The organism is Vibrio natriegens NBRC 15636 = ATCC 14048 = DSM 759, from assembly GCF_035621455.1.
In the GTDB taxonomy this organism is placed as follows: domain Bacteria; phylum Pseudomonadota; class Gammaproteobacteria; order Enterobacterales; family Vibrionaceae; genus Vibrio; species Vibrio natriegens.
Map to the genome: position 1 here is coordinate 760,703 of NZ_CP141822.1, position 23,459 is coordinate 784,161.

Sequence of the window (23,459 nt, forward strand, 5' to 3'; positions counted from 1 at the left end):
AACCACTCAGTGGGAATGGTTTGAGGTAAATAAACAGGGTAGAGGACTACCCTGTTTAATGACTCTTGGTTAGCGAATAAGTTCGCTAAGCTGAGAGAAATTGCAGACTATGATTAGTTTGCAACGATGTTCAGAAGTTTACCCGGAACGTAAATGACTTTACGGATGGTTTTGTCTTCGGTGAACTTAGTTACGTTCTCATCGTTCAGACCAAGCTCTTCAACTTGCTCTTTAGTTGCGTCTGCTGCAACTGTCAGTTTCGCACGTAGCTTACCGTTAACTTGAACAACGATTGTTTTTTCGTCTTCAACCAGTGCTTTCTCATCGAAAGTTGGCCAAGTCGCGTTGTCGATGTCAGTCTCACCCAGTGCAGTCCATAGCTCGTATGAAATGTGCGGAGTGATAGGGTAAAGCATTGCAACTACTGCTTTAAGAGCTTCATCAAGGATAGCACGGTCTTGTGCTGACTCTTGAGGCGCTTTCGCTAGCTTGTTCATCAGTTCCATGATTGCTGCGATAGCCGTGTTGAATGTCTGGCGACGAGCCACATCATCGGTTACTTTCGCAATGGTCTTGTGAACGTCACGACGTAGTGCTTTTTGATCACCAGAAAGTGCATCTGCGTTAACCGCTTCTGCTGCACCTTTTGCTGTGTGCTCTTTCACTAGTTTCCAAACACGTTTCAGGAAGCGGTTTGCACCTTCTACGCCAGACTCTTGCCACTCAAGCGTCATGTCTGCTGGAGAAGCGAACATCATGAACAGACGTACTGTGTCAGCACCGTACTTGTCTACCATCTCTTGAGGGTCAATACCGTTGTTCTTCGACTTAGACATTTTGATCATGCCTGAGTGCTCAACGTTGCGACCTTCGTTATCGGTAGCTGAGGTGATACGGCCTTTACCGTCACGCTCAACTTTCACGTCAGTTGGTGCAACCCACTCTTTGCCGCCTTTCTCGTTCTCGAAGTAGAACGCGTCTGCCAGTACCATGCCTTGACATAGTAGCTGCTTGAACGGCTCATCAGACGTTACGTAGCCCGCATCACGCAGAAGCTTGTGGAAGAAGCGTGAGTACAACAGGTGCATACAAGCGTGCTCGATACCACCGATGTACTGGTCTACTGGTAGCCAGTAGTTTGCTTTTTCTGGATCCAGGATGTCGTCTGCTTGTGGTGAACAGTAACGCGCGTAGTACCAAGAAGATTCCATGAACGTATCGAACGTGTCAGTCTCACGTAGAGCTGGTTCGCCGTTGAATGTCGTCTTCGCCCATTCTTTGTCTGCTTTGATTGGGCTCGTTACGCCGTCCATCACCACGTCTTCTGGAAGAATCACTGGTAGTTGGTCAGCTGGTACTGGGTGAACTTCACCGTCTTCAGTCGTTACCATTGGGATTGGTGCACCCCAGTAGCGTTGACGAGATACACCCCAGTCACGTAGACGGAAGTTAACAGTCTTAGTGCCTTTACCTTCTGCTTCTAGTTTCGCTGCGATTGCATCGAATGCTGCTTGGAATTCAAGACCGTCGAACTCACCAGAATCGAACAGAACGCCTTTCTCTGTGTATGCTGCTTCAGAAACATCTAGCTCGCTACCGTCAACTGGTTTGATGACAGGAACGATGTCCAGACCGTACTTAGTTGCAAATTCGTAGTCACGTTGGTCGTGAGCAGGTACAGCCATAACCGCGCCTGTACCGTAGTCCATCAGTACGAAGTTTGCTACGTATACTGGTACTTCACGGCCGTTCAATGGATGAATCGCAGTAAGGCCAGTCGCCATACCTTTCTTCTCCATTGTCGCTAGCTCAGCTTCAGCAACTTTGTTGTTCTTACATTCGTCGATAAATGCTGCAAGCTCTGGGTTGTTCTCTGCTGCTAATGCTGCAAGAGGATGGCCTGCTGCGATACCCACGTAAGTCACACCCATAAGTGTGTCAGGACGAGTTGTGTAAACTTCTAGATCTTGAGCTTGATCTTTCACTTGGAACTTAAGCTCAACGCCTTCAGAGCGACCAATCCAGTTACGCTGCATGGTTTTCACCATTTCAGGCCAGCCGTCAAGGTTGTCTAGATCGTCTAGTAGCTCTTGAGCGTACTCAGTGATCTTAATGAACCACTGAGGGATCTCTTTTTGCTCTACAGGCGTGTCACAACGCCAGCAGCAGCCATCTTCAACCTGTTCGTTCGCTAGAACGGTTTGGTCGTTTGGACACCAGTTCACTGATGAGGTCTTCTTGTAAACCAGGCCTTTTTCGTAAAGCTTAGTGAAGAACTCTTGTTCCCAACGGTAGTATTCTGGCGTACAGGTCGCGAATTCGCGGTTCCAGTCGTAACCAAAGCCTAGAAGCTTAAGCTGGTTCTTCATGTACTCAATGTTTTCGTAAGTCCATGGCGCTGGTGCTGTCTTGTTTTTTACTGCTGCGTTTTCTGCAGGCAGACCGAATGCATCCCAACCGATAGGTTGCATCACGTTTTTGCCTTGTAGGCGTTGGAAACGAGATACTACGTCACCGATGGTGTAGTTACGCACGTGACCCATGTGCAGTCGACCACTTGGGTATGGGAACATAGATAGACAGTAGAATTTTTCTTTATTTGGGTCTTCACTTACAACAAAGGTCTTGTTGTCATCCCAGTGCTTTTGAACTTTCTGTTCAATGTCTTGTGGGTTGTATTGCTCTTGCATCGATGATATCCGGTTATCTTGGAATTTGTGAGTTCGGTTAGAACAGACTTAAATAGATCGTCATAGAATACCTAAAGCTAGGGATCACAACAATAGCCAATCTGTACCCTTGCGTACTCAAGTCACGCAGGTAGGAGAAAGATGGAGGTCAGTTATGCCTAAACGTAAAACAGGTTATGAGGAAATGCTCGAGGATGTGATCGAAACCTTGAAGCACAGTCCTGAAGAAGTTAACAAAGCGATAGAGACGTCAGGCAAAGTGGTGGAAGCCGCGAATGACCTGACCAAAGATGAGTTGGCTTTGATTAAAGCGTACGTCAAATCTGACTTAAAAGAGTTTTCAGAAAATTACGAAGACAGTAAAAGTGGCCCTTTTTACCTAACGATTGCAGATTCAATCTGGCAAGGATTGTTAGAAATTACTGACCGGACCAAGGTTGAATGGGTTGAGTTATTTGATGACCTCGAGCATCAAGGCCTGTATGAAGCTGGTGATGTGATTGGTTTGGGTACTTTAGTGTGTGATGAATGTGGTCATAAAACCACGTATAACCATCCAACCGTTATTATTCCGTGTATCAAATGTGGTCATACTGGCTTTAGTCGTCAGTCTTTAAAACCTTAACAAGTATGAAAAAAGAGGCCGTTTGGCCTCTTTTTAGTTGATTAGTTTTTCTTTCTTGGTATCCACCAAGCGAGCATCAAACTTAATGCTACCCAAATATACAATGGCCAGGTGCCAACGAGTCGATAGGGCGTTTTCCCATCGGTTGGAGTCAGTTCTGCACGCAGCACTGCCGTTTTAAACTGCGGTACCTGCTCGATAATCTTACCTTTGTGGTCGGTGACGGCAGTTAATCCGTTATTCGTTGAGCGGATCAGAGGCTTGCCTAGCTCCAGTGCACGCATACGGGCGATTTCCATATGCTGAAGTGGACCAATCGAATGCCCAAACCACGCATCGTTAGAAAGCGTGAGGATGAAATCTGTTTCGTCGTTGACGTTTTGACGAACCTGCTCGTTAAAAATGATTTCATAACATAGCGCAGGTGCCATATGCATGCCATTCGCGACGATGTTTGGCTGCACAAAATCCCCACGACTGAATGAAGACATAGGCAAATTAAAGAAAGGCGCAAGTGGGCGTAAGATGTCCTCAAATGGCACAAACTCACCAAATGGCAGCAAATGATGCTTATTGTAGCGCTCATTCAAATCAAAACTGTAATCACCGTAAGGAGTTTCACCGAGAGAAAGGATGCTGTTGTAGAACTGGCGATCTTCCGCTTGATTTACTACCCCTGTAATGATGGCGCTATGATTTATTTTCGCAGCACTATCCAGATTCTGCAGGAATGAAGGCACTTCAATCTCAAACGCCGGAATCGCGGCTTCTGGCCAGACAATGATGTCCGCATCCCAGTTTTCGCGAGTCAGATCGGTGTACTTCATAATGGTTGGCCAGCGCTGTGTTGGCAGCCATTTCAGTTTTTGGTCGACATTGCCTTGGATCAGCGCGACTTTGGTGACGTCCTGAGAACGAGGCGTCACCCAATCATACTGACGGATACCAAAACCTGTGCTCAAAAGTACAGCCGGTATTACCACCACTAGCCACTGTTTATGTAACCAAGCGTATGCCAATGCGCCAGCAGAGATGATAATAAACAGAGTCAGAAGCTCTACACCGCCAATTGGAGCAAAGCTCGCCAGCGGGGCGTCAATCTGGCTGTATCCGAGCCATAGCCATGGGAAACCTGTCATTACCCAGCCACGAAGCCAATCGGTAATCAACCAAAGAGCAGGCGCGGCAAGCAGTGCGGTAGTTAAGGTGAATTGAGGAAAGAACTTGTTTTTCAGCCAGGCAAACAGACCCGAGTAGATCGCCAGATAGGCAACTAACAGACCCATTAAGAATAGATTGGCAATCAGCGGCATACCGCCAAAGCCAGCAATACTGACGTATACCCAGCTGACGCCGGTAGCAAATTGGCCAAGGCCCCATGAATAACCAATCCAAAGTGCGCGTTTGGGCGTTTGGTTGGCAAGAAGGATAAGCAGTATCGCAGGGCTAAGAATAGCGATAGGCCATAGTTGGTAAGGAGCAAAAGCCAGTGTTGTGGAAGCGCCAACAAAAGCGGCCACTAAAGGCCGCTTGAGGCGATGAAAGAGTACATTCATCATTATATTTTTCTGATATTCCCGGTAGGGTATCGCGTTACTCTTGAGTGGCTTCAACCAGTGTTTCTTCGTCTGGAATAGTCACTTGGAGTTGAATGACACGACGGTTATCGGCAGCGGTGACTTTGAAGTTATAGCCTTCAATTTCAACCAGTTCACCACGAGAAGGCAGGTGACCAAAGGCAGTCATTACCATACCACCTACGGTATCCACCTCTTCATCGCTGAAGTTGGTGCCGAATGTCTCATTAAACTCTTCAATCGTTGTCAGAGCTCTGACAGCAAACGTATGTTTGCTTAGCTTACGGATGTCAGTCTCTTCCGACTCGTCAAACTCATCTTCGATATCGCCAACGATTTCTTCAAGGATATCTTCAATGGTTACGAGGCCTGAAACGCCGCCGAATTCATCGACAACAATCGCCATATGATAGCGTTCTTCGCGGAACTCTTTTAGCAGGCGGTCGACCCGTTTGCTTTCCGGAACCACGACTGCAGGTCGAATTACTTCTTCAATATCAAATGGGTTGCTGCCTGAGCCTAAGTATTTGAGTAAGTCCTTCGCAAGTAGAATGCCTTCCACATGGTCTTTATCCTCGCTGATAACAGGGTAACGCGAGTGTTGAGCATCCGTGATTAGCGCGATTAGCGTATCTAAATCGTAAGTGCGCTCAACAGTAACCATTTGCGAACGCGGGATCATAATGTCACGCACGCGCATTTCGGAGATTTCCATAACACCTTCGAGCATATCGCGGGTGTCGTGGTCAATCAGGTCATTTTCTTCTGAGTCGCGGATAACATCCACAAGCTCTTGGCGGTCTTTAGGATCGCCCTGGAAAAGTTGACCTAGACGTTCAAAGAAGGACTTTCTACTCGGACCTTCTGCCTTTTCTTTCTTACCTTCGCTAGAAGAGGGAGAATTATCTTCGTTCATTGTTTCTCAATTAAGTAACGCTATCAGAAGTGTGATAGCTCACGTAGAAAGACGAACACGAGGGTAATGTAGGTGATTCGCCTTTCCCTGTTGAGCAACCGAGGTTACTCTTTTTCAGCAATGTAAGGGTCTTCATAACCCATACCCTGCATGATTTCTGTTTCGAGGGACTCCATCTCTTCGGCTTCGTCATCCTCGATATGATCATAACCTAGCAGATGCAAGCTGCCATGTACAACCATATGCGCCCAATGTGCTAACAGAGGTTTATTCTGTTCTATCGCCTCTTTTTCAACTACTTGACGACAAATAATCAAGTCACCAAGCAGATCCATTTCCATACCCGGAGGGACTTCAAATGGGAAAGATAGCACATTAGTCGGTTTATCTTTACCACGATAGTCGTGATTTAAAGTGTGACTCTCTTGCTCATCGACAATACGAATGGTGACTTCTGCCTGCGGCTGAAACAGAGGAATAGTCTTATCCAGCCACAGTTGAAAGTCTTCCTGAGAAGGCAAGCCTTCTTCGTTTTCGACTGCCAGTTGAAGATCAAGTTCAATCGCCATCTTTATTCCTTAGTCGCAGTAACTTGAGCGCTTAGCTCAGCTTTTGCCGCTTCAAGCAGTTTGGCATCACGCTCTTCACGACGACGCTTTTCAAACTCTTTACGCTCTTTCTGGTCTTGCGCTTCCCATTTCTCGTACGCGTTAACAATACGAGCCACAACAGGGTGACGCACAACGTCATCTGCCTGGAAGAAGTTAAAGCTGATGTCGTCGACTTCGCTCAGTACCTCAATGGCGTGACGAAGGCCTGATTTTGCACCGCGTGGCAAGTCAATCTGAGTCACGTCACCAGTGATGACTGCACGTGAGTTAAAACCAATACGCGTCAGGAACATTTTCATCTGTTCAACCGTCGTGTTTTGGCTTTCATCCAGAATGATAAAGGCATCATTCAGGGTACGACCACGCATGTAAGCCAGCGGTGCAACTTCAATCACGTTACGCTCAATCAGTTTTTCCACGCGCTCAAAGCCTAGCATCTCGAACAGTGCGTCGTACAGTGGACGAAGGTATGGGTCAACCTTCTGGCTGAGATCACCAGGCAAGAAGCCCAGTTTTTCACCCGCTTCAACCGCTGGACGAGTCAAAAGAATACGACGGATTTCTTGACGCTCTAAAGCATCAACCGCTGCCGCTACTGCAAGGTAAGTCTTACCTGTACCTGCCGGGCCAATACCAAACGAGATATCGTGAGTCACCATGTTAACCAGGTATTGAGCCTGGTTAGGAGTACGTGGTTTGATCACGCCTTTTTTGGTTCTCACGAACACTTCTTTACCGTGTTCAATGTTTGATTCAGTGTTTTGTTCTAAAACGCCTGATTCTTTAATCGATAAATGGATCTGCTCAGGTTCGATGTCTGGGATCTCGCCACGCACAGGTGCGGTATCGACATAAAGTGATTTCAGGATATCCAGAGCAGCAGCAGAAGTGTGTGGTTTACCAACAATGGTAAAGTGGTCACTACGGTGGTTGATTTCAACGCCCAGACGGCGTTCTAAATGCTTGATGTTGTCATCGAAAGGACCGCACAGGCTAGCTAGTCGGCGGTTGTCTGAAGGTTCTAGGTTGATTTCTAGAGTTACTATTTTATTGCTCAATGTTGCCTCTCATTTTTGCCATTTACTGAGAGCCTGATAACGACCAGGCTCTCCATGGCTATTTGTACGAGCTTAAGGCGTAAAAGTAGCTACACCCAGCTCATCTTCGCGACGTGTTTTCGCCATCATTTGCGTTGGTGAAATCACACTACGAAGGTCCATGTCTTTTTCAGTACGTACTAGCTCACCACGCAATGAGTTTGCAAATACGTCTACAATTTTCACGTCTACGAACTGACCAATTAGGTCGGCGCTACCTTCAAAGTTTACTACACGGTTGTTTTCTGTACGAGCGCGCAGTTCCATTAGGTTTTTCTTAGAAGGGCCTTCAACCAGTACACGCTGCTCTGTACCAAGCATTAAGCGAGAGTAACGCATAGCTTGTTGGTTAATCGTTTGTTGAAGTTCGTATAGACGCTCTTTCTTCTCTTGTTCAGATACATCACATGGGTAATCCGCTGCTGGTGTACCAGGACGTGGAGAGAAGATAAAGCTGAAGCTCATGTCAAAGTCTACGTCTTTGATCAGCTTCATCGTGTCTTGGAAGTCTTTGTCTGTTTCACCAGGGAAACCAACGATAAAGTCAGAACTGATCTGAATATCAGGACGCGCTTTACGCAATTTACGGATGATAGACTTGTACTCGATGCCTGTATGCGGACGTTTCATCATGGTTAGGATACGGTCACTACCACTTTGTACTGGCAAGTGCAGGAAGCTTACTAGCTCTGGTGTATCTTCATAAACAGCAATGATGTCGTCTGTAAACTCTAGCGGGTGGCTAGTCGTGAAACGAATACGGTCGATACCATCGATAGATGCAACCAGACGAAGCAGTTCAGCGAATGAACAAATCTCACCGTCGTGCATTGGGCCGCGGTATGCGTTTACGTTTTGACCTAGTAGGTTAACTTCACGTACGCCTTGTTCCGCTAACTGAGCGATCTCGAACAATACGTCATCCATCGGACGGCTAACTTCCTCACCACGTGTGTATGGTACTACGCAGTAAGTACAGTACTTAGAACAGCCTTCCATAATTGAAACGAATGCCGTTGCACCTTCCGCGCGTGGCTCAGGCAGGCGGTCGAACTTCTCAATTTCTGGGAAAGAAATGTCCATGACTGGAGCATCGTCAGATTGAGACTGTTTGATCATCTCTGGCAGGCGGTGCAGAGTTTGTGGACCAAAAATAACGTCAACGTATGGTGCACGTTCACGAATGTGGTCGCCTTCTTGTGTTGCTACACAACCACCCACGCCGATGACTACGCCAGGTTTTTTATCTTTTAGTGTTTTCCAACGGCCAAGCTGGTGGAAAACTTTTTCTTGCGCTTTTTCACGGATCGAACAGGTGTTAAGTAGAAGTACGTCTGCTTCCTCTGGCTCTTCCGTCAGCTCATAGCCGTTTGCAGCATTAAGCAGGTCGGCCATTTTTGATGAATCGTATTCGTTCATCTGGCAGCCCCAGGTTTTAATTAGCAGTTTCTTACTCATCTCACTTTCGCTCGTTCAGTTGTACTTAAATCGGAGAGCTATTGCTCAAATTATAGCCGCCATCACGGCGGTAAGCGGCGTATTGTACTGCTTTAAAAAGCACCTGACTAGTGATCTGGCTAATTCTCTGCAAAGCCTGATGAAATCTAGGCTTTTGCCTTATATCGAACAAGGTTTTTTAGCTCGCAAATCAGGCAGAAACACTCGGTTTACAAATGGGTAAATTTACGCAGAGTCCGCATCTTTAGGAAGAGGGAAAATAAACCGTTTTGTAAATGGATTGGCTGAAAGTACAATTGAAAAGGCAATTTAATCAAGATAATGAAGAACAAAAAATGAACAGATATGACATCGCCGTAATCGGTGGAGGCATGGTTGGAGCGGCAATCGCGATAGGGTTCGCACAGCAGGGCAGAAGTGTTGTTGTCGTCGAAGGCTCAGAGCCAAAGGCGTTTGAACCGTCACAAGCGATGGACATTCGTGTATCCGCCATCTCACACCAATCCGTTAAGTTGCTTGAATCACTAGGTGCATGGGCATCGATCCAAGCGATGCGTGTCTGTCCTTACCGTCGTTTGGAAACATGGGAGCACCCAGAGTGTCGCACACGATTCCATTCCGATGAACTGTCTCTAGAGCAACTTGGTTATATTGTTGAAAACCGCCTGATTCAGTTAGGTTTATGGCAAGCCTTCGATAACCATAACAACCTCACTGTAGAGTGTCCTGAACGCCTAAAAACAATCGAATTTGGTGACGTTAATCGAGTGACTTTAGAGAGTGGTAAGCAATTTGAGGCCCAATGGGTGATTGGCGCCGATGGTGCTAACTCAAAAGTGCGTCAGCTTGCCGGAATCGGGATCACGGCTTGGGATTATCGCCAACACTGTATGCTGATCAACGTAAAGACCGAGTTGCCTCAACAAGATATTACCTGGCAACAGTTTACGCCAAGTGGTCCCCGCTCTTTCTTACCTTTATGTTCACTTACTGAAGATGGTCAGGAAGTAGGCCAAGGCTCTCTGGTTTGGTATGATTCGCCAAAACGCATCAAGCAACTTGGTGCCATGACCAAGCAACAATTAAAAAACGAAATTATAATTTACTTCCCGAAAGAATTAGGGGATATAGAGGTTCTGCAGTTTGGTTCGTTCCCTTTAACTCGCCGTCATGCTCAGTCATATTCGAATAGAGGCTGCGTACTCGTCGGAGATTCCGCTCATACCATTAACCCGTTAGCTGGGCAGGGTGTGAACCTAGGCTTTAAAGATGTTGATGTGTTGTTGTCGGTTACACAAGGTCAGGAAGAACTCACTGAGCCGCTTTTGGCCAAATATGAGCGAGCACGTCGTCCTGATAATCTGTTAATGCAAACGGGTATGGACTTTTTCTACAAAGGCTTTAGCAATGATTTAGGGCCTTTGAAGCTTGCACGCAATGCGGCATTAAAGTTGGCTGAACATTCAGGGCCAATTAAAGCGCAAGTGTTGAAATACGCGTTGGGTATGTGATCAGAAATAAATAGCAGATAGAAAAAAAGCGAGCCAAGAGCTCGCTTTTTTAATTCGACAAATCAGAGATTCATCGAGTCCAGAAACAGAAAAAAGAAAAAACCCAGCAAACTAATGCTGGGTTTTCCGATAATGGTGCGGAAGGAGAGACTTGAACTCTCACACCTTGCGGCGCCAGAACCTAAATCTGGTGCGTCTACCAATTCCGCCACTTCCGCAACTTAATCTGTAGATATCAAGATAATTGGTAAAATCTCAATATCATTTTGTATGGCAGGGCTACCTGGATTCGAACCAGGGAATGGCGGCATCAAAAGCCGCTGCCTTACCGCTTGGCGATAGCCCTACAGGTATAGTCATGAGACTATGTCTTTCTAAAAAGAAAGAATGGTGCGGAAGGAGAGACTTGAACTCTCACACCTTACGGCGCCAGAACCTAAATCTGGTGCGTCTACCAATTCCGCCACTTCCGCATATTTTGATATTGTAGATGAGTTTAAGATGGTGCGGAAGGAGAGACTTGAACTCTCACACCTTGCGGCGCCAGAACCTAAATCTGGTGCGTCTACCAATTCCGCCACTTCCGCATCTTAAATCTACATGACTGTAAGCCTAGGCTTTCAATCTAATCAATGGTGGCTACGACGGGATTCGAACCTGTGACCCCATCATTATGAGTGATGTGCTCTAACCAGCTGAGCTACGTAGCCAACTCAAATTGTTTAATCAAGAATGGTGCGGAAGGAGAGACTTGAACTCTCACACCTTGCGGCGCCAGAACCTAAATCTGGTGCGTCTACCAATTCCGCCACTTCCGCATCTTGATCTTTAGATATTCAGATAATTGGTAAAATCTCAATATCATTCCTGTATTTCAAGGAAAATAATGGCAGGGCTACCTGGATTCGAACCAGGGAATGGCGGCATCAAAAGCCGCTGCCTTACCGCTTGGCGATAGCCCTACAAATAAATAGTCAACAACTACTTATTATGAATAAATGGTGCGGAAGGAGAGACTTGAACTCTCACACCTTGCGGCGCCAGAACCTAAATCTGGTGCGTCTACCAATTCCGCCACTTCCGCAACTTATTCTGTAGTTATAAAGGTAATTGGTAAAACCTAAATAACGTTATAAATGGTGGCTACGACGGGATTCGAACCTGTGACCCCATCATTATGAGTGATGTGCTCTAACCAGCTGAGCTACGTAGCCAACTCAAATTGTTTAATCAAGAATGGTGCGGAAGGAGAGACTTGAACTCTCACACCTTGCGGCGCCAGAACCTAAATCTGGTGCGTCTACCAATTCCGCCACTTCCGCATCTTGATTTTTAGATATCAAGATAATTGGTAAAATCTCAATATCATTTTGTATGGCAGGGCTACCTGGATTCGAACCAGGGAATGGCGGCATCAAAAGCCGCTGCCTTACCGCTTGGCGATAGCCCTACAGGTATAGTCCTAAGACTATGTCTTTCTATAAGAAAGAATGGTGCGGAAGGAGAGACTTGAACTCTCACACCTTACGGCGCCAGAACCTAAATCTGGTGCGTCTACCAATTCCGCCACTTCCGCAACTTAATCTATAGACATCAAGATAATTGGTAAAATCTCAACGTCGTTGTATATGGCAGGGCTACCTGGATTCGAACCAGGGAATGGCGGCATCAAAAGCCGCTGCCTTACCGCTTGGCGATAGCCCTACAGGCAGTAGTTTTCACTACTTTAAATATGGTGCGGAAGGAGAGACTTGAACTCTCACACCTTACGGCGCCAGAACCTAAATCTGGTGCGTCTACCAATTCCGCCACTTCCGCATAATTACTGAGAAAACTCAATAATTTAAATAGTGGCAGGTCTACCTGGATTCGAACCAGGGAATGGCGGCATCAAAAGCCGCTGCCTTACCGCTTGGCGATAGACCTGCAGGCAGTAGTTTTACAACTACTTAAAATATGGTGCGGAAAGAGAGACTTGAACTCTCACACCTTGCGGCGCCAGAACCTAAATCTGGTGCGTCTACCAATTCCGCCATTTCCGCATATATTCTTCAATAGAGTTAAATCAAGATGGTGCGGAAGGAGAGACTTGAACTCTCACACCTTGCGGCGCCAGAACCTAAATCTGGTGCGTCTACCAATTCCGCCACTTCCGCGTCTTGAACTCTATAAACCATCAGTTAATTGGTAAAAACTAATAGTTGTTTTTCTTTATCACAAAGATAGTTCTTTCAAAAAGAAAGAATGGTGGCTACGACGGGATTCGAACCTGTGACCCCATCATTATGAGTGATGTGCTCTAACCAGCTGAGCTACGTAGCCATCTTTTTGAGCGAGACAATATAAACCTTCGCGCTCTAAGTGACAACCCCTTTATCAAGGAATCGCCACTTTGAATAGTGGCAGGTCTACCTGGATTCGAACCAGGGAATGGCGGCATCAAAAGCCGCTGCCTTACCGCTTGGCGATAGACCTGCAGGCAGTAGTCTTACAACTACTTAAAATATGGTGCGGAAGGAGAGACTTGAACTCTCACACCTTGCGGCGCCAGAACCTAAATCTGGTGCGTCTACCAATTCCGCCACTTCCGCATCTATTCCTAATCACTCTTTCAAAGAGTATTTAGGAATGGTGGCTACGACGGGATTCGAACCTGTGACCCCATCATTATGAGTGATGTGCTCTAACCAGCTGAGCTACGTAGCCAAAACCATATTTTTCGTTCTCAACACTTCGTTGCCTTGTTGTCGGGAACGGCGCGCATTATGCGAAGTTGAGTAAGATCCGTCAACAGTTTTTTTAAATAAATCTCGGAAAAAACCTCGTTCGCTTCCTTTTTAAACAAAGAGGCGTGTTTATGATCTAAAACTGGAAAAAAAATCGCTTGCAGCTGGGTAGTTAACTTCAGGTCTTTTGTTGAAGGGATAAAAAAAGCCAGCAATCATGCTGGCTTTTTATGTAAATGAAGTGTTTAAAATTCATTCATTTAATTAAACGTTGAAGCGGAAGTGAATAACATCACCGTCTTTTACGATGTATTCTTTACCTTCTAGACGCCATTTACCTGCGTCTTTCGCACCACTTTCACCGTTGAATTCGATGAAGTCGTCGTAACCAACAACTTCCGCACGGATGAAGCCTTTTTCAAAGTCAGTGTGGATCTTCGCTGCTGCTTTTGGCGCGGTTGCACCGACAGGGATTGTCCATGCACGAACTTCTTTTACGCCAGCGGTAAAGTAAGTTTGTAGGTTTAGCAGTTCGTAACCTGCGCGAATCACGCGGTTCAGACCTGGTTCTTCGATACCTAGATCAGCCAGGAACTCTTCACGCTCGTCATCTTCTAGCTCAGCCATTTCTGACTCGATAGCCGCACATACAGGAACAACAACGTTGTTTTCTTTTGCTGCAAATTCACGTACAGCATCTAGGTATGCGTTGTCTTCAAAGCCATCTTCGTTCACGTTAGCGATGTACATGGTTGGCTTTAGCGTCAGGAAGTTTAGGTAGCCAATTGCAGCTAGCTCTTCTTTAGCAAGCTCAACGGTACGCGCTGAACCGCCTTCTGTTAGCACTGGAAGCAGCTTTTCAAGAACAGTTAGCTCGAATTTCGCGTCTTTATCACCACCTTTTGCTTTCTTTGCGTTACGCTGGATCGCGCGCTCACAAGAGTCAAGGTCAGCCATTGCTAGCTCAAGGTTGATAACTTCAATATCTTCAATTGGAGATACTTTACCTGCTACGTGAACGATGTTGTCGTTTTCGAAACAACGTACAACGTGACCGATCGCGTCAGTTTCACGGATGTTTGCCAGGAATTTGTTACCTAGACCTTCACCACGTGATGCACCCGCTACCAGACCTGCGATGTCGACGAATTCCATTGTAGTAGGCAGCACTTTCTGTGGGTTAACGATCTTTGCTAGTGCATCTAGACGTAGATCTGGCACAGGAACTACACCAGTGTTTGGTTCGATCGTACAGAACGGGAAGTTTGCTGCTTCGATGCCTGCTTTAGTTAGTGCGTTAAACAGAGTTGATTTACCAACGTTAGGTAGACCAACGATGCCACATTTAAAACCCATGATAGTAACCTTATTCAGCTTTGAACGTGTGGAGGCGATTTTGTGCTTTTGATAGGCCATCCTTGATCAGAATGTCTAGACAACGTACCGATTCATCGGTCGCGGCGTCCAAAAGCTCTTGTTCTTTAGCTGGAGCTTTACCTAGTACAAAACCTGCCACTTTATCTTTGTGTCCCGGATGGCCAATGCCGATACGAAGACGATAAAAATCTTTGTTGTTGCTTAATTTGCTTATTGTGTCACGCAGGCCATTGTGACCACCGTGACCGCCACCTTTTTTAAACTTAGCGACACCTGGCGGTAAGTCTAGCTCGTCATGAGCAACCATGATCTCTTCTGGTTTTATTTGGTAAAACTTCGCCATCGCAGCGATGGATTTTCCCGAAAGATTCATGAAAGTGGTTGGGATAAGCAAACGGAGATCCTGTCCGTTGACCATGATACGTCCGGTCAATCCGAAGAACTTTGGTTCGTTCTTCAGCGTAATGTTGTGAACGCGTGCTAATTCTTCTACAACCCAAGCGCCCGCATTATGGCGAGTTTTGGCGTATTCTGGTCCCGGATTAGCAAGACCAACGAGAAGTTTGATTGGTTGACTCAAGGTTAGGATCTCTCTGGAATCTCAAAAAGCGCAGTATGATAGCACAGAAAACTGACAGTGGGGGAACTCGGTTGAGATTGATCATTTCCTCAATGAGCTACCATTGGCTGTGTCCTGCGCACAAATAAAAAACACCCCAAAAGGGGTGTTTTAAAAATCAGTGTAACTGAAATGTCCGAATTAGTTGAACATTGCAGAAATTGACTCTTCGTTGCTGATACGACGAATCGCTTCAGCCAGCATGCGAGATAGGCTTAGTGTAGTTACTTTACCTGTCGCTTCCATCTCTTTAGACATAGTGATTGAGTCAGTTACAATCACTTGGTCTAGTACAGAGTTGCCGATGTTTTGTGCCGCGTTACCTGAGAATACAGCGTGAGTTGCGTAAGCGAATACACGCTTAGCACCGCGCTCTTTCAGCGCTTCTGCTGCTTTACATAGTGTGCCGCCAGTGTCGATCATGTCATCAACGATCACGCAGTCGCGACCTTCAACATCACCGATTAGGTTCATCACTTCAGAAACGTTTGCACGTGGACGACGCTTATCAACGATAGCGATATCGATATCACCTAGCGCTTTTGCCGTTGCACGAGCACGGACAACACCACCAAGGTCAGGAGAAACCACTACAGGGTTTTCCAGGCCACGAGCTTGCATGTCTTCTAGTAGTACTGGAGTACCGAAGATGTTGTCTACAGGTACATCGAAGAAGCCTTGAATCTGCTCTGCGTGTAGGTCGATAGTCAGAACGCGGTCAACACCAACGTTAGATAGGAAATCAGCAACAACTTTTGCAGTAATTGGCACACGAGAAGAACGTACACGACGGTCTTGACGAGCGTAACCAAAGTAAGGGATAACTGCAGTGATACGGCCTGCTGAAGCACGGCGCATTGCATCAATCATAACAACCAATTCCATTAGGTTGTCGTTAGTCGGTGCACAAGTGGATTGAATGATGAAAACATCGCTACCACGAACATTCTCATTGATTTGAACTGCAACTTCGCCATCAGAAAAGCGAGAAACAGATGCATCACCAAGAGAGATGTAAAGACGATCAGCAATACGTTGGGCTAGTTCAGGTGTTGCATTACCAGCAAATAGCTTCATATCAGGCACGGTGGAAACCTCGGGTTTGCGTCCAGTTTTAATTAGGTCGGTGTGTGGCTGATTGGTATTCAGCCAGAGTCTCTTTTAATGGCGAAATATTGCGCCCTTGAGCGACAAATGCCGAGACATCATCAGAGAGTTGCGCAAGGAGAGTTTCTGCTTCTGATTTGCTCGAAAATTCAGCAAAAACGCAAGATCCTGTCCCAGTCAATCTTGACGGCGCGTATTGTAGCAGCCAAGAAAGTTGCTTATCAACCTCCGGATAGAGCATTCGGACAATTTTTTCGCAATCGTTTACGTTTGGTGTGTCCAAAAGTGTGGCTAGATCTCGTTTTGCGGTGTTTCGTGTTAAATCTGGGTGACGAAATACGTCAACGGTCGCGATCGAGACGTTAGGTCTTACGACGAGGTACCACTTTTCTTCCGGATAAGCCGGAGAAAGTTTTTCTCCGACACCTTCAGCAAAGGCAGCAAACCCACGTACAAATACTGGCACGTCAGCGCCAAGTTTCAAGCCAATTTGAGCAAGTTCATCATCACTGAGATTCAGTTGCCAAAGGTAATTAAGTGCCACCAGAGTTGTCGCGGCGTTCGATGAACCTCCACCAATCCCACCGCCCATCGGCAAAACTTTTTTAAGATCAATGTGCGCACCTAAATGACATTGTGCGTATTCTTGCAGCGCAGTCGCGGCCTTCCAAATCAAATTATCTTGAAGAGGAACACCTTCAATTTCCGGAGTTAGAGTGATGTTTCCTGTTTTATTGGCTTGAATGGTGAGTTCGTCACCATGATCCACGAATTGGAAAAGCGTTTGGAGTTCGTGATAACCGTTTTCAGTTCGGCCATTGATGTAAAGAAAGAGATTCAATTTCGCCGGTGAAGGCCAGCGGGTTGAAATGTCGATCATTGGGTGATGTTCCATTTGGTGATCAGGAGGTTTATTTTAACGTCCGACGTAGTCAGCTTTAATCGGTTTGGTAGCGGCAGTGCTTGCTCATGCCATTTTACATCGCTGTAGCGTTGGTAATCGATGTTCCAGTCGTTTAAGCCAATCTGCTTATTCAAGGCTTGCAGTGTATTGGTTGAGGAGAGTTTGAACGTGTCTGCGTTGGTTGGTAAACCGAGTAGCCAGTCAGGCATATGCTCTACCGGCATCATTAATCCGGTCAATTGGAATATTAGTTGGTTGGCATGACGCGCAGAAAGCACCTGGTCATCGTAAGTCTCTACCGTAGCACCGTCTGGAGTGATGGTTAGGTTTAATGCGGTTTGACCAAGAATCGTCGTCAAACGCAGTTGACTGAGTGCCGTTGAGTGTTTCCAGAAGAAATTAAGGTTTTGTCTTTGGTCTGGCCCAATATAGCCAAGTTTGCCAGTTACTTGAAAATCATGAATCGCTTCAAGTTTTTTTTCGTGTGTTTGCCATTCCACGCTGGTGATACTTTCCGGAACAGAGCTACAGCCAGCGAGTATCAGACTCGACAAGACAAATATTATAAAGGAGCGTAAGGTCATGTTTGATGGCTTATTAATCAGTTTCATCGGTATTCGCTCACAACTATAGCATTGAAAAGTCGCAGTTAGGAAAACAAATCCGGCTTGCCCTTTCAATAAATGCGTGCTTACAGTAAAATTCTGAACCTATTTCATAATCGATCTCAGAGATACCACGTTAGATGTCCTTGCTTGCTATTGGAATTAATCACAATACAGCGTCTGTCGACTTGCGCGAGAAGGTGGCGTTTGGACCGGATAAACTCGGCCCGGCCCTCGAGCAACTTAGAAAGCACGAAGCGGTAAACGGCAGTGTTATTATTTCAACCTGTAACCGAACCGAGTTGTATTGCGACGTAAAGCAAGGGGCACGTAACAAGTTAATCGATTGGCTGGTCGAGTTTCATGACGTGAGCCGAGAAGAGCTGATGCCAAGTTTGTATGTGCACGAAGAGCAATCTGCTATCAAGCATTTAATGCGCGTCTCATGCGGTCTCGATTCTCTGGTATTGGGTGAGCCGCAGATTTTAGGACAAGTGAAGCAATCTTTTTCCGACTCGCGTGAACACCAAACGGTTGATGCGTCGATTGATAAGCTTTTCCAAAAAACTTTTTCTGTTGCGAAACGTGTGCGTACAGAGACGGATATTGGCGGCAATGCCGTGTCGGTGGCCTATGCGGCATGTACACTGGCGAAACATATTTTTGAATCACTGTCTGACTCTACGGTTCTTTTGGTTGGTGCGGGAGAAACCATTGAACTGGTTGCCAAACACTTAGCCTCTAACGGCTGCTCTAAAATGATTGTGGCTAACCGCACCAAAGAGCGTGCGCAAGGCCTCGCAGATGAATTTGGAGCAGAGGTGATCAGCTTAAACGAAATTCCTGATCACCTTGCCAGAGCAGATATTGTTATTAGTTCTACGGCAAGCCCGTTGCCTATTATTGGTAAAGGTATGGTCGAAACGGCGCTGAAAAAACGTCGTCATCAACCTATCTTACTGGTTGATATTGCGGTACCGCGCGACGTAGAGCCTCAAGTTGGTGAGCTTAATGACGCTTACTTGTACTCTGTTGATGACCTGCAGTCGATTATTGACAGCAATATTGAGCAGAGAAAAGTAGAAGCCATTCAGGCAGAAGCGATTGTGAGTGAGGAAAGTGCTGCGTTTATGACGTGGTTGCGTTCACTACAAGCGGTCGACAGTATTCGCGATTATCGCGAGTCAGCAAACAATATACGTGAAGATTTATTGAGCAAAAGCCTGCAATCATTGGCGGCTGGCACAGACCCGGAAAAAGTTCTGCGCGAGCTCAGTAATAAACTCACCAATAAACTGATTCACGCCCCAACTCGAGCACTTCAGAGTGCAGCGGAGCAAGGCGAACCAGCAAAATTAACGATTATCCGCCAAACACTCGGTTTGGATGATCTATAACTCACGCTTTTTATTAAGAAAACGACACTATGAAAGCCTCTATTCTGACTAAGCTAGAAACGCTAGTAGAACGTTACGAAGAAGTTCAACATCTTCTTGGTGATCCTGACGTAATTGGAGATCAGGATAAATTCCGTGCTCTATCTAAAGAGTACTCTCAGCTAGAAGAAGTAACTAAGTGCTTCCAGGCTTATCAACAAGCGCAAGATGATCTTATCGCCGCTGAAGAGATGGCTAACGAAGACGACGAAGAAATGCGTGAAATGGCGCAAGAAGAAATCAAAGAGGCGAAAGCTACTATCGAGCGCCTTGCTGATGAACTGCAAATTCTTCTTCTGCCAAAAGATCCAAACGACGATCGCAACTGTTTCCTAGAAATCCGTGCAGGTGCCGGTGGTGATGAAGCGGGTATTTTCGCGGGTGACCTGTTCCGTATGTACAGCAAGTACGCGGAGAAAAAAGGCTGGCGCATTGAAGTGATGTCTTCAAATGAAGCTGAGCACGGCGGTTACAAAGAGATGATTGCCAAAGTAAGCGGCGATGGTGCTTACGGTGTATTGAAATTTGAGTCAGGCGGCCACCGTGTACAGCGTGTTCCTGCAACTGAATCTCAAGGCCGAGTGCATACTTCTGCTTGTACCGTTGCGGTTATGGCTGAAATTCCTGAAGCTGAAATCCCAGAGATTAAAGCAGCAGACCTTAAAATCGATACTTTCCGTGCATCTGGCGCGGGTGGTCAGCACGTTAACACCACAGATTCTGCAATCCGTATTACCCACTTACCAACGGGTACCGTGGTAGAGTGTCAGGACGAGCGTTCACAGCACAAAAACAAAGCGAAAGCGATGGCCGTTCTTGCTGCACGTATTATTCAGGCTGAAGAAGCGAAGCGCGCGGCTGAAGTGTCAGACACGCGTCGTAACTTGCTAGGTTCTGGTGACCGTAGTGACCGTATTCGTACTTACAACTACCCTCAAGGTCGCGTTTCAGACCATCGCATCAACTTGACGGTTTACCGTTTGAATGAAGTGATGGAAGGTGACCTACAAAGCTTGATCGACCCTGTTGTTCAAGAGCACCAAGCAGACCAACTAGCGGCGCTAGCTGAGAACGCTTAATCGATGACTCAAGTTCAATCTATTGAGCAAGCACTGAAAAGTGCCACAGCAAAACTGACAGAGGGCGGCAAAGAGTCGCCTTCTCTCGATGCGGCAGTCCTGCTTTGTCATGTCCTTGGCAAACCAAGAAGTTATCTACTTACCTGGCCTGAACGAATCCTAAAAGCTGAACAACAAGTGCAGTTTGATGCTTTGCTTGATAGACGTTTAGCAGGTGAACCGGTTGCTTATATTATTGGTGAGCGTGAGTTCTGGTCTTTGCCACTGAAAGTTTCCCCTTCTACTTTGATTCCAAGACCGGATACCGAGCGCTTGGTGGAAGTCGCCTTAGATAAAACTTTTGAGCAGAGTGGTTCTATCCTAGATTTGGGTACTGGGACGGGTGCTATCGCTTTAGCTTTGGCTTCTGAGATGCCAAATCGTCAGGTGATGGGTGTCGATCTTAAGCAAGAAGCGAAAGAGTTAGCCGAGTACAATGCTGAGCAACTCAATATCAAAAATGTGACGTTCGCTCAGGGAAGTTGGTTCGAACCTGTTGCTCCGGGAACAAAGTTTGCTCTTATTGTTTCTAATCCCCCGTACATCGATGAGAAAGATCCGCATTTAGCTCAAGGTGATGTGCGTTTTGAACCCAAATCTGCACTTGTGGCTGATGAAGGCGGGTTGGCGGATATTCGTCATATCTCTGATGCTGCTCGTCAGTACCTTGAAGAGGGTGGTTGGCTTGTTTTCGAGCACGGCTACGATCAGGGGCAAGCGGTGAGGGACATCATGGGTAGCTTTGGCTATCAACACGTCGTTACTGAACAAGATTACGCTGGCAATGACCGGGTGACCCTTGGTTGTTTTGCCGCTGAACAATAACGAGAAAGTCAGCAAATTTAAACTAAGAGAAGAAAAATGTACGTAGCTCTAAAACATATTCACCTCGTGACCATTGCACTTAGTGCGACATTGTTGTCGATTCGCTTTGTGTTGATGATGATGAACTCGCCAAAACGTAACAACCGTTTTTTGAAAGTGTTCCCGCATATTGTTGATACTGCGCTACTACTATCGGGTATCGCTCTGATCTTCGTAACTGGCTTCATTCCATTTACTGACGCAGCGCCTTGGTTAACCAACAAGATCACTTGCGTGTTAGCGTACATTGCTCTGGGCTTCTTCGCTTTGAAGTTAGCCAAAAACAAACTACTACAAATTTTCGGTTTCTTCGGCGCATTAGGCTGGTTAGTGATGGCCGCTAATATTGCAGTGTCTAAGAGTCCGACTTTATTTGGGTAACAGTCATGGTTGAGTTTTTTGACGAAGATTTTGACAATATGGCGTTGGTGGAAGGCGCGTTAGAGCTTAACAAGTCTGTCGATCCTGAGACGAATGTACATTGGGCAAAACAAGAGCTGGAACGCCTGTACCAAGAAGCCGAAGTGGCTTTGGTTCATGAAACGAATGAAGAGCAGCGCTTCGATTCGTTTTTACGCCTATTCTTCCAGGAGTGGGGCTTTAAAGGCGATGACCAAGAGTATTTTAACTCTGACAACAGCTTTATCGATAAAGTGTTAGAGCGTAAAAAAGGCATTCCAGTCAGTTTGGGCTCGATTTTATTGTATCTGGGTAACAAGCTCGGTTTCCCGTTAAAAGGCATTACTTTTCCAACGCAGTTTTTGCTGAAAATTGATTGGATGCACAAGACGCCAGATTACATTAATCCGTTTAACGGCGAATACGTAGGTGAGCGAATTCTTCAGGCTTGGCTAATTGGCCAAGACGGCCCACTCGCGCAGCTCAAGCCGGAGCATTTCGAAGAAGCGGACAATCCGACCGTTATTGGCCGTTGGCTTGCGCTGATCAAAAGTGCCATGCTGCGTGAAGAGCGCTACACGCTGGCACTGCGTTGTACCAACCTCGCACTGACGTTTGTACCAGATGACCCATATGAGATTCGAGATCGCGGGTTTATCTTTCAGCAGTTAGAGTGCCATCAGGTCGCGGCGTCTGATTTCCAGTACTTTATTGACCAGTGCCCGGATGATCCGGCTTCAGAGCTACTAAAATCACAAGTAAACGTGATGACTGAGAAGCACACCACACTACACTAATGTTACCGATAGGCGCTCTGAAGCTTATCGTGAATAGAAAAAGAGAATCAAAATGGAACAGAAAATCGTTAATATTGGCGACATTCAGGTTGCTAACGACAAGCCATTCACCCTATTTGCAGGTATGAACGTTCTCGAGTCTCGTGATCTTGCGATGCAGATCTGTGAGCACTACGTAAAAGTAACTGAAAAACTGGGTATTCCTTACGTATTTAAGGCGTCGTTCGACAAAGCAAACCGCAGTTCTGTTCACTCATACCGTGGCCCTGGCCTTGAAGAAGGTATGAAGATCTTTCAAGAGCTTAAAGACACCTTTGGCGTGAAAATTATCACGGATGTTCACACTGAAGCTCAGGCACAGCCAGTTGCAGACGTTGTGGATGTTATTCAGCTTCCTGCATTCCTAGCACGTCAGACTGACCTTGTTGAAGCGATGGCAAAAACAGGCGCGGTTATCAACGTGAAAAAGCCTCAGTTCATGAGCCCAGGTCAGGTGGGTAACATCGTTGAAAAGTTTGCAGAGTGTGGTAACGATAAAATCATTCTATGTGAACGTGGTTCATGCCATGGTTACGACAACCTAGTGGTAGACATGCTTGGTTTTGGCGTAATGAAAAACGCATCAAAAGGCAGCCCAATCATTTTTGACGTGACGCACTCTCTACAGATGCGTGACCCATCAGGTGCGGCATCTGGTGGCCGTCGTGAACAGACGGTTGAGCTGGCAAAAGCAGGCCTTGCAACGGGTATTGCTGGTTTGTTCATTGAAGCGCACCCGAACCCAGATCAAGCACGTTGTGATGGCCCTTCTGCGCTGCCACTGGACAAGCTAGAACCATTCTTGGCGCAAATGAAGTCACTTGACGACCTTATCAAGAGCTTTGCGGACATCGACATTAAATAATTAATGTTACCAAACGAGAAAATAGCCAACTCTATGTTGGCTATTTTTTTGTCTGGAATAACAGAAGTCTCAAACTATCATTGTTAAATTTGAGATCAGATGACAATTGGCCATAATT

At 46.3% G+C, this 23,459-nt stretch carries 19 protein-coding genes and 21 tRNA genes; 8 read left to right on the top strand and 32 right to left on the bottom strand.

Annotated elements, in window-relative coordinates; genetic code table 11:
* Window positions 1-113 precede the first annotated feature (113 nt).
* Window positions 114-2,690 (bottom strand): leucine--tRNA ligase, encoded by a 2,577-nt coding sequence (gene leuS / locus VER99_RS03445; RefSeq protein ID WP_020333724.1) that lies wholly within the window; start codon window positions 2,688-2,690, stop codon window positions 114-116.
* A 154-nt stretch (window positions 2,691-2,844) separates the two neighbouring features.
* On the opposite strand from leuS, the gene VER99_RS03450 reads away from it, so the two are divergent.
* Window positions 2,845-3,315: a zinc ribbon-containing protein gene (locus tag VER99_RS03450; protein ID WP_014231053.1), complete on the top strand. Its 471-nt coding sequence runs from the start codon at window positions 2,845-2,847 to the stop codon at window positions 3,313-3,315.
* 41 nt (window positions 3,316-3,356) lie between these two features.
* On the opposite strand, the gene lnt is transcribed toward VER99_RS03450, so the two are convergent.
* The 5 genes from lnt to miaB form a co-directional block, all read right to left on the bottom strand.
* On the bottom strand, window positions 3,357-4,874 hold the full coding sequence (gene lnt / locus VER99_RS03455) for an apolipoprotein N-acyltransferase (RefSeq protein WP_020333725.1): 1,518 nt from the start codon (window positions 4,872-4,874) through the stop codon (window positions 3,357-3,359).
* A gap of 34 nt (window positions 4,875-4,908) precedes the next feature.
* Complete coding sequence (gene corC / locus VER99_RS03460) at window positions 4,909-5,808, bottom strand: CNNM family magnesium/cobalt transport protein CorC (RefSeq protein WP_014231055.1); 900 nt, start codon at window positions 5,806-5,808, stop codon at window positions 4,909-4,911.
* A 104-nt stretch (window positions 5,809-5,912) separates the two neighbouring features.
* A complete protein-coding gene (gene ybeY / locus VER99_RS03465) occupies window positions 5,913-6,377 on the bottom strand; it encodes an rRNA maturation RNase YbeY (RefSeq protein WP_014231056.1) in 465 nt (154 codons plus the stop codon).
* 2 nt (window positions 6,378-6,379) lie between these two features.
* Window positions 6,380-7,477, bottom strand: a complete 1,098-nt coding sequence (locus VER99_RS03470; RefSeq protein ID WP_014231057.1) for a PhoH family protein — start codon at window positions 7,475-7,477, stop codon at window positions 6,380-6,382.
* Window positions 7,478-7,549: 72 nt separating this feature from the next.
* Window positions 7,550-8,974, bottom strand: coding sequence for a tRNA (N6-isopentenyl adenosine(37)-C2)-methylthiotransferase MiaB (gene miaB / locus VER99_RS03475; protein WP_014231058.1), 1,425 nt, complete (start codon window positions 8,972-8,974; stop codon window positions 7,550-7,552).
* Window positions 8,975-9,309: 335 nt separating this feature from the next.
* On the opposite strand from miaB, the gene VER99_RS03480 reads away from it, so the two are divergent.
* Window positions 9,310-10,485: a 2-octaprenyl-3-methyl-6-methoxy-1,4-benzoquinol hydroxylase gene (locus VER99_RS03480; RefSeq protein WP_024372685.1), complete on the top strand. Its 1,176-nt coding sequence runs from the start codon at window positions 9,310-9,312 to the stop codon at window positions 10,483-10,485.
* Between the two features lie 133 nt (window positions 10,486-10,618).
* Here the strand turns inward: VER99_RS03480 and VER99_RS03485 are convergent.
* The 26 genes from VER99_RS03485 to lolB all read right to left on the bottom strand — a co-directional run bounded on the left by VER99_RS03485 (window position 10,619) and on the right by lolB (window position 17,829).
* Window positions 10,619-10,703, bottom strand: a tRNA-Leu gene (locus tag VER99_RS03485).
* A 53-nt stretch (window positions 10,704-10,756) separates the two neighbouring features.
* Window positions 10,757-10,831 (bottom strand) — tRNA-Gln (locus VER99_RS03490).
* Window positions 10,832-10,873: 42 nt separating this feature from the next.
* Window positions 10,874-10,958 (bottom strand) — tRNA-Leu (locus VER99_RS03495).
* Between the two features lie 29 nt (window positions 10,959-10,987).
* Window positions 10,988-11,072 (bottom strand) — tRNA-Leu (locus VER99_RS03500).
* Between the two features lie 46 nt (window positions 11,073-11,118).
* Window positions 11,119-11,195 (bottom strand) — tRNA-Met (locus VER99_RS03505).
* Between the two features lie 23 nt (window positions 11,196-11,218).
* Window positions 11,219-11,303 (bottom strand) — tRNA-Leu (locus tag VER99_RS03510).
* Between the two features lie 69 nt (window positions 11,304-11,372).
* Window positions 11,373-11,447, bottom strand: a tRNA-Gln gene (locus tag VER99_RS03515).
* Between the two features lie 37 nt (window positions 11,448-11,484).
* Window positions 11,485-11,569 (bottom strand) — tRNA-Leu (locus VER99_RS03520).
* A 53-nt stretch (window positions 11,570-11,622) separates the two neighbouring features.
* Window positions 11,623-11,699: transfer RNA gene (locus tag VER99_RS03525), tRNA-Met, on the bottom strand.
* 23 nt (window positions 11,700-11,722) lie between these two features.
* A tRNA-Leu gene (locus tag VER99_RS03530) sits at window positions 11,723-11,807 on the bottom strand.
* A 53-nt stretch (window positions 11,808-11,860) separates the two neighbouring features.
* A tRNA-Gln gene (locus VER99_RS03535) sits at window positions 11,861-11,935 on the bottom strand.
* A gap of 41 nt (window positions 11,936-11,976) precedes the next feature.
* Window positions 11,977-12,061, bottom strand: a tRNA-Leu gene (locus VER99_RS03540).
* Window positions 12,062-12,114: 53 nt separating this feature from the next.
* Window positions 12,115-12,189, bottom strand: a tRNA-Gln gene (locus tag VER99_RS03545).
* A gap of 29 nt (window positions 12,190-12,218) precedes the next feature.
* A tRNA-Leu gene (locus VER99_RS03550) sits at window positions 12,219-12,303 on the bottom strand.
* A gap of 33 nt (window positions 12,304-12,336) precedes the next feature.
* A tRNA-Gln gene (locus tag VER99_RS03555) sits at window positions 12,337-12,411 on the bottom strand.
* A gap of 31 nt (window positions 12,412-12,442) precedes the next feature.
* Window positions 12,443-12,527, bottom strand: a tRNA-Leu gene (locus tag VER99_RS03560).
* Window positions 12,528-12,556: 29 nt separating this feature from the next.
* A tRNA-Leu gene (locus VER99_RS03565) sits at window positions 12,557-12,641 on the bottom strand.
* An 89-nt stretch (window positions 12,642-12,730) separates the two neighbouring features.
* Window positions 12,731-12,807 (bottom strand) — tRNA-Met (locus VER99_RS03570).
* Between the two features lie 78 nt (window positions 12,808-12,885).
* Window positions 12,886-12,960: transfer RNA gene (locus VER99_RS03575), tRNA-Gln, on the bottom strand.
* Window positions 12,961-12,991: 31 nt separating this feature from the next.
* Window positions 12,992-13,076 (bottom strand) — tRNA-Leu (locus VER99_RS03580).
* 38 nt (window positions 13,077-13,114) lie between these two features.
* Window positions 13,115-13,191, bottom strand: a tRNA-Met gene (locus tag VER99_RS03585).
* Between the two features lie 284 nt (window positions 13,192-13,475).
* Complete coding sequence (gene ychF, locus VER99_RS03590) at window positions 13,476-14,567, bottom strand: redox-regulated ATPase YchF (protein ID WP_014231060.1); 1,092 nt, start codon at window positions 14,565-14,567, stop codon at window positions 13,476-13,478.
* 10 nt (window positions 14,568-14,577) lie between these two features.
* The gene (gene pth / locus VER99_RS03595; RefSeq protein ID WP_014231061.1) at window positions 14,578-15,168 is read right to left on the bottom strand and encodes an aminoacyl-tRNA hydrolase; all 591 of its coding nucleotides are present in this window, start codon (window positions 15,166-15,168) and stop codon (window positions 14,578-14,580) included.
* Between the two features lie 180 nt (window positions 15,169-15,348).
* Window positions 15,349-16,293, bottom strand: a complete 945-nt coding sequence (locus VER99_RS03600; RefSeq protein ID WP_014231062.1) for a ribose-phosphate pyrophosphokinase — start codon at window positions 16,291-16,293, stop codon at window positions 15,349-15,351.
* A gap of 28 nt (window positions 16,294-16,321) precedes the next feature.
* Entirely contained in the window at window positions 16,322-17,194 is an 873-nt protein-coding gene (gene ispE / locus VER99_RS03605) for a 4-(cytidine 5'-diphospho)-2-C-methyl-D-erythritol kinase (protein ID WP_020333321.1), read from the bottom strand.
* Window positions 17,191-17,829, bottom strand: coding sequence for a lipoprotein insertase outer membrane protein LolB (lolB, locus tag VER99_RS03610; RefSeq protein ID WP_014231064.1), 639 nt, complete (start codon window positions 17,827-17,829; stop codon window positions 17,191-17,193). Before lolB ends, ispE begins: the two co-directional genes overlap by 4 nt.
* 134 nt (window positions 17,830-17,963) lie before the next feature.
* Between lolB and hemA the strand changes: the two genes are divergently transcribed.
* Genes hemA through kdsA form a run of 6 tightly spaced genes read left to right on the top strand, consistent with a single transcriptional unit; the run spans window position 17,964 to window position 23,341 of the window.
* Window positions 17,964-19,220: a glutamyl-tRNA reductase gene (gene hemA, locus VER99_RS03615; protein WP_020333322.1), complete on the top strand. Its 1,257-nt coding sequence runs from the start codon at window positions 17,964-17,966 to the stop codon at window positions 19,218-19,220.
* Window positions 19,221-19,249: 29 nt separating this feature from the next.
* Window positions 19,250-20,338, top strand: a complete 1,089-nt coding sequence (prfA, locus tag VER99_RS03620; RefSeq protein WP_014231066.1) for a peptide chain release factor 1 — start codon at window positions 19,250-19,252, stop codon at window positions 20,336-20,338.
* Window positions 20,339-20,341: 3 nt separating this feature from the next.
* Window positions 20,342-21,202, top strand: coding sequence for a peptide chain release factor N(5)-glutamine methyltransferase (gene prmC / locus VER99_RS03625; RefSeq protein WP_020333323.1), 861 nt, complete (start codon window positions 20,342-20,344; stop codon window positions 21,200-21,202).
* 36 nt (window positions 21,203-21,238) lie between these two features.
* Window positions 21,239-21,622 (top strand): SirB2 family protein, encoded by a 384-nt coding sequence (locus VER99_RS03630; RefSeq protein WP_020333324.1) that lies wholly within the window; start codon window positions 21,239-21,241, stop codon window positions 21,620-21,622.
* A gap of 5 nt (window positions 21,623-21,627) precedes the next feature.
* On the top strand, window positions 21,628-22,437 hold the full coding sequence (locus VER99_RS03635) for a SirB1 family protein (RefSeq protein ID WP_014231069.1): 810 nt from the start codon (window positions 21,628-21,630) through the stop codon (window positions 22,435-22,437).
* Between the two features lie 52 nt (window positions 22,438-22,489).
* The gene (kdsA, locus tag VER99_RS03640; protein WP_005384095.1) at window positions 22,490-23,341 is read left to right on the top strand and encodes a 3-deoxy-8-phosphooctulonate synthase; all 852 of its coding nucleotides are present in this window, start codon (window positions 22,490-22,492) and stop codon (window positions 23,339-23,341) included.
* Window positions 23,342-23,459: the final 118 nt, after the last annotated feature.

Excerpts from the sequence above, each read along its gene's own strand:
- VER99_RS03630 (WP_020333324.1), top strand. The coding sequence starts at position 21,239 with ATGTACGTAGCTCTAAAACATATTCACCTCGTGACCATTGCACTTAGT.
- corC (WP_014231055.1), bottom strand. The coding sequence starts at position 5,808 with ATGAACGAAGATAATTCTCCCTCTTCTAGCGAAGGTAAGAAAGAAAAG.
- lolB (WP_014231064.1), bottom strand. The coding sequence starts at position 17,829 with ATGAAACTGATTAATAAGCCATCAAACATGACCTTACGCTCCTTTATA.
- ychF (WP_014231060.1), bottom strand. The coding sequence starts at position 14,567 with ATGGGTTTTAAATGTGGCATCGTTGGTCTACCTAACGTTGGTAAATCA.
- kdsA (WP_005384095.1), top strand. The coding sequence starts at position 22,490 with ATGGAACAGAAAATCGTTAATATTGGCGACATTCAGGTTGCTAACGAC.
- miaB (WP_014231058.1), bottom strand. The coding sequence starts at position 8,974 with ATGAGTAAGAAACTGCTAATTAAAACCTGGGGCTGCCAGATGAACGAA.
- prmC (WP_020333323.1), top strand. The coding sequence starts at position 20,342 with ATGACTCAAGTTCAATCTATTGAGCAAGCACTGAAAAGTGCCACAGCA.
- VER99_RS03480 (WP_024372685.1), top strand. The coding sequence starts at position 9,310 with ATGAACAGATATGACATCGCCGTAATCGGTGGAGGCATGGTTGGAGCG.
- VER99_RS03635 (WP_014231069.1), top strand. The coding sequence starts at position 21,628 with ATGGTTGAGTTTTTTGACGAAGATTTTGACAATATGGCGTTGGTGGAA.
- hemA (WP_020333322.1), top strand. The coding sequence starts at position 17,964 with ATGTCCTTGCTTGCTATTGGAATTAATCACAATACAGCGTCTGTCGAC.
- leuS (WP_020333724.1), bottom strand. The coding sequence starts at position 2,690 with ATGCAAGAGCAATACAACCCACAAGACATTGAACAGAAAGTTCAAAAG.
- lnt (WP_020333725.1), bottom strand. The coding sequence starts at position 4,874 with ATGATGAATGTACTCTTTCATCGCCTCAAGCGGCCTTTAGTGGCCGCT.
- prfA (WP_014231066.1), top strand. The coding sequence starts at position 19,250 with ATGAAAGCCTCTATTCTGACTAAGCTAGAAACGCTAGTAGAACGTTAC.
- VER99_RS03450 (WP_014231053.1), top strand. The coding sequence starts at position 2,845 with ATGCCTAAACGTAAAACAGGTTATGAGGAAATGCTCGAGGATGTGATC.
- ispE (WP_020333321.1), bottom strand. The coding sequence starts at position 17,194 with ATGATCGACATTTCAACCCGCTGGCCTTCACCGGCGAAATTGAATCTC.
- ybeY (WP_014231056.1), bottom strand. The coding sequence starts at position 6,377 with ATGGCGATTGAACTTGATCTTCAACTGGCAGTCGAAAACGAAGAAGGC.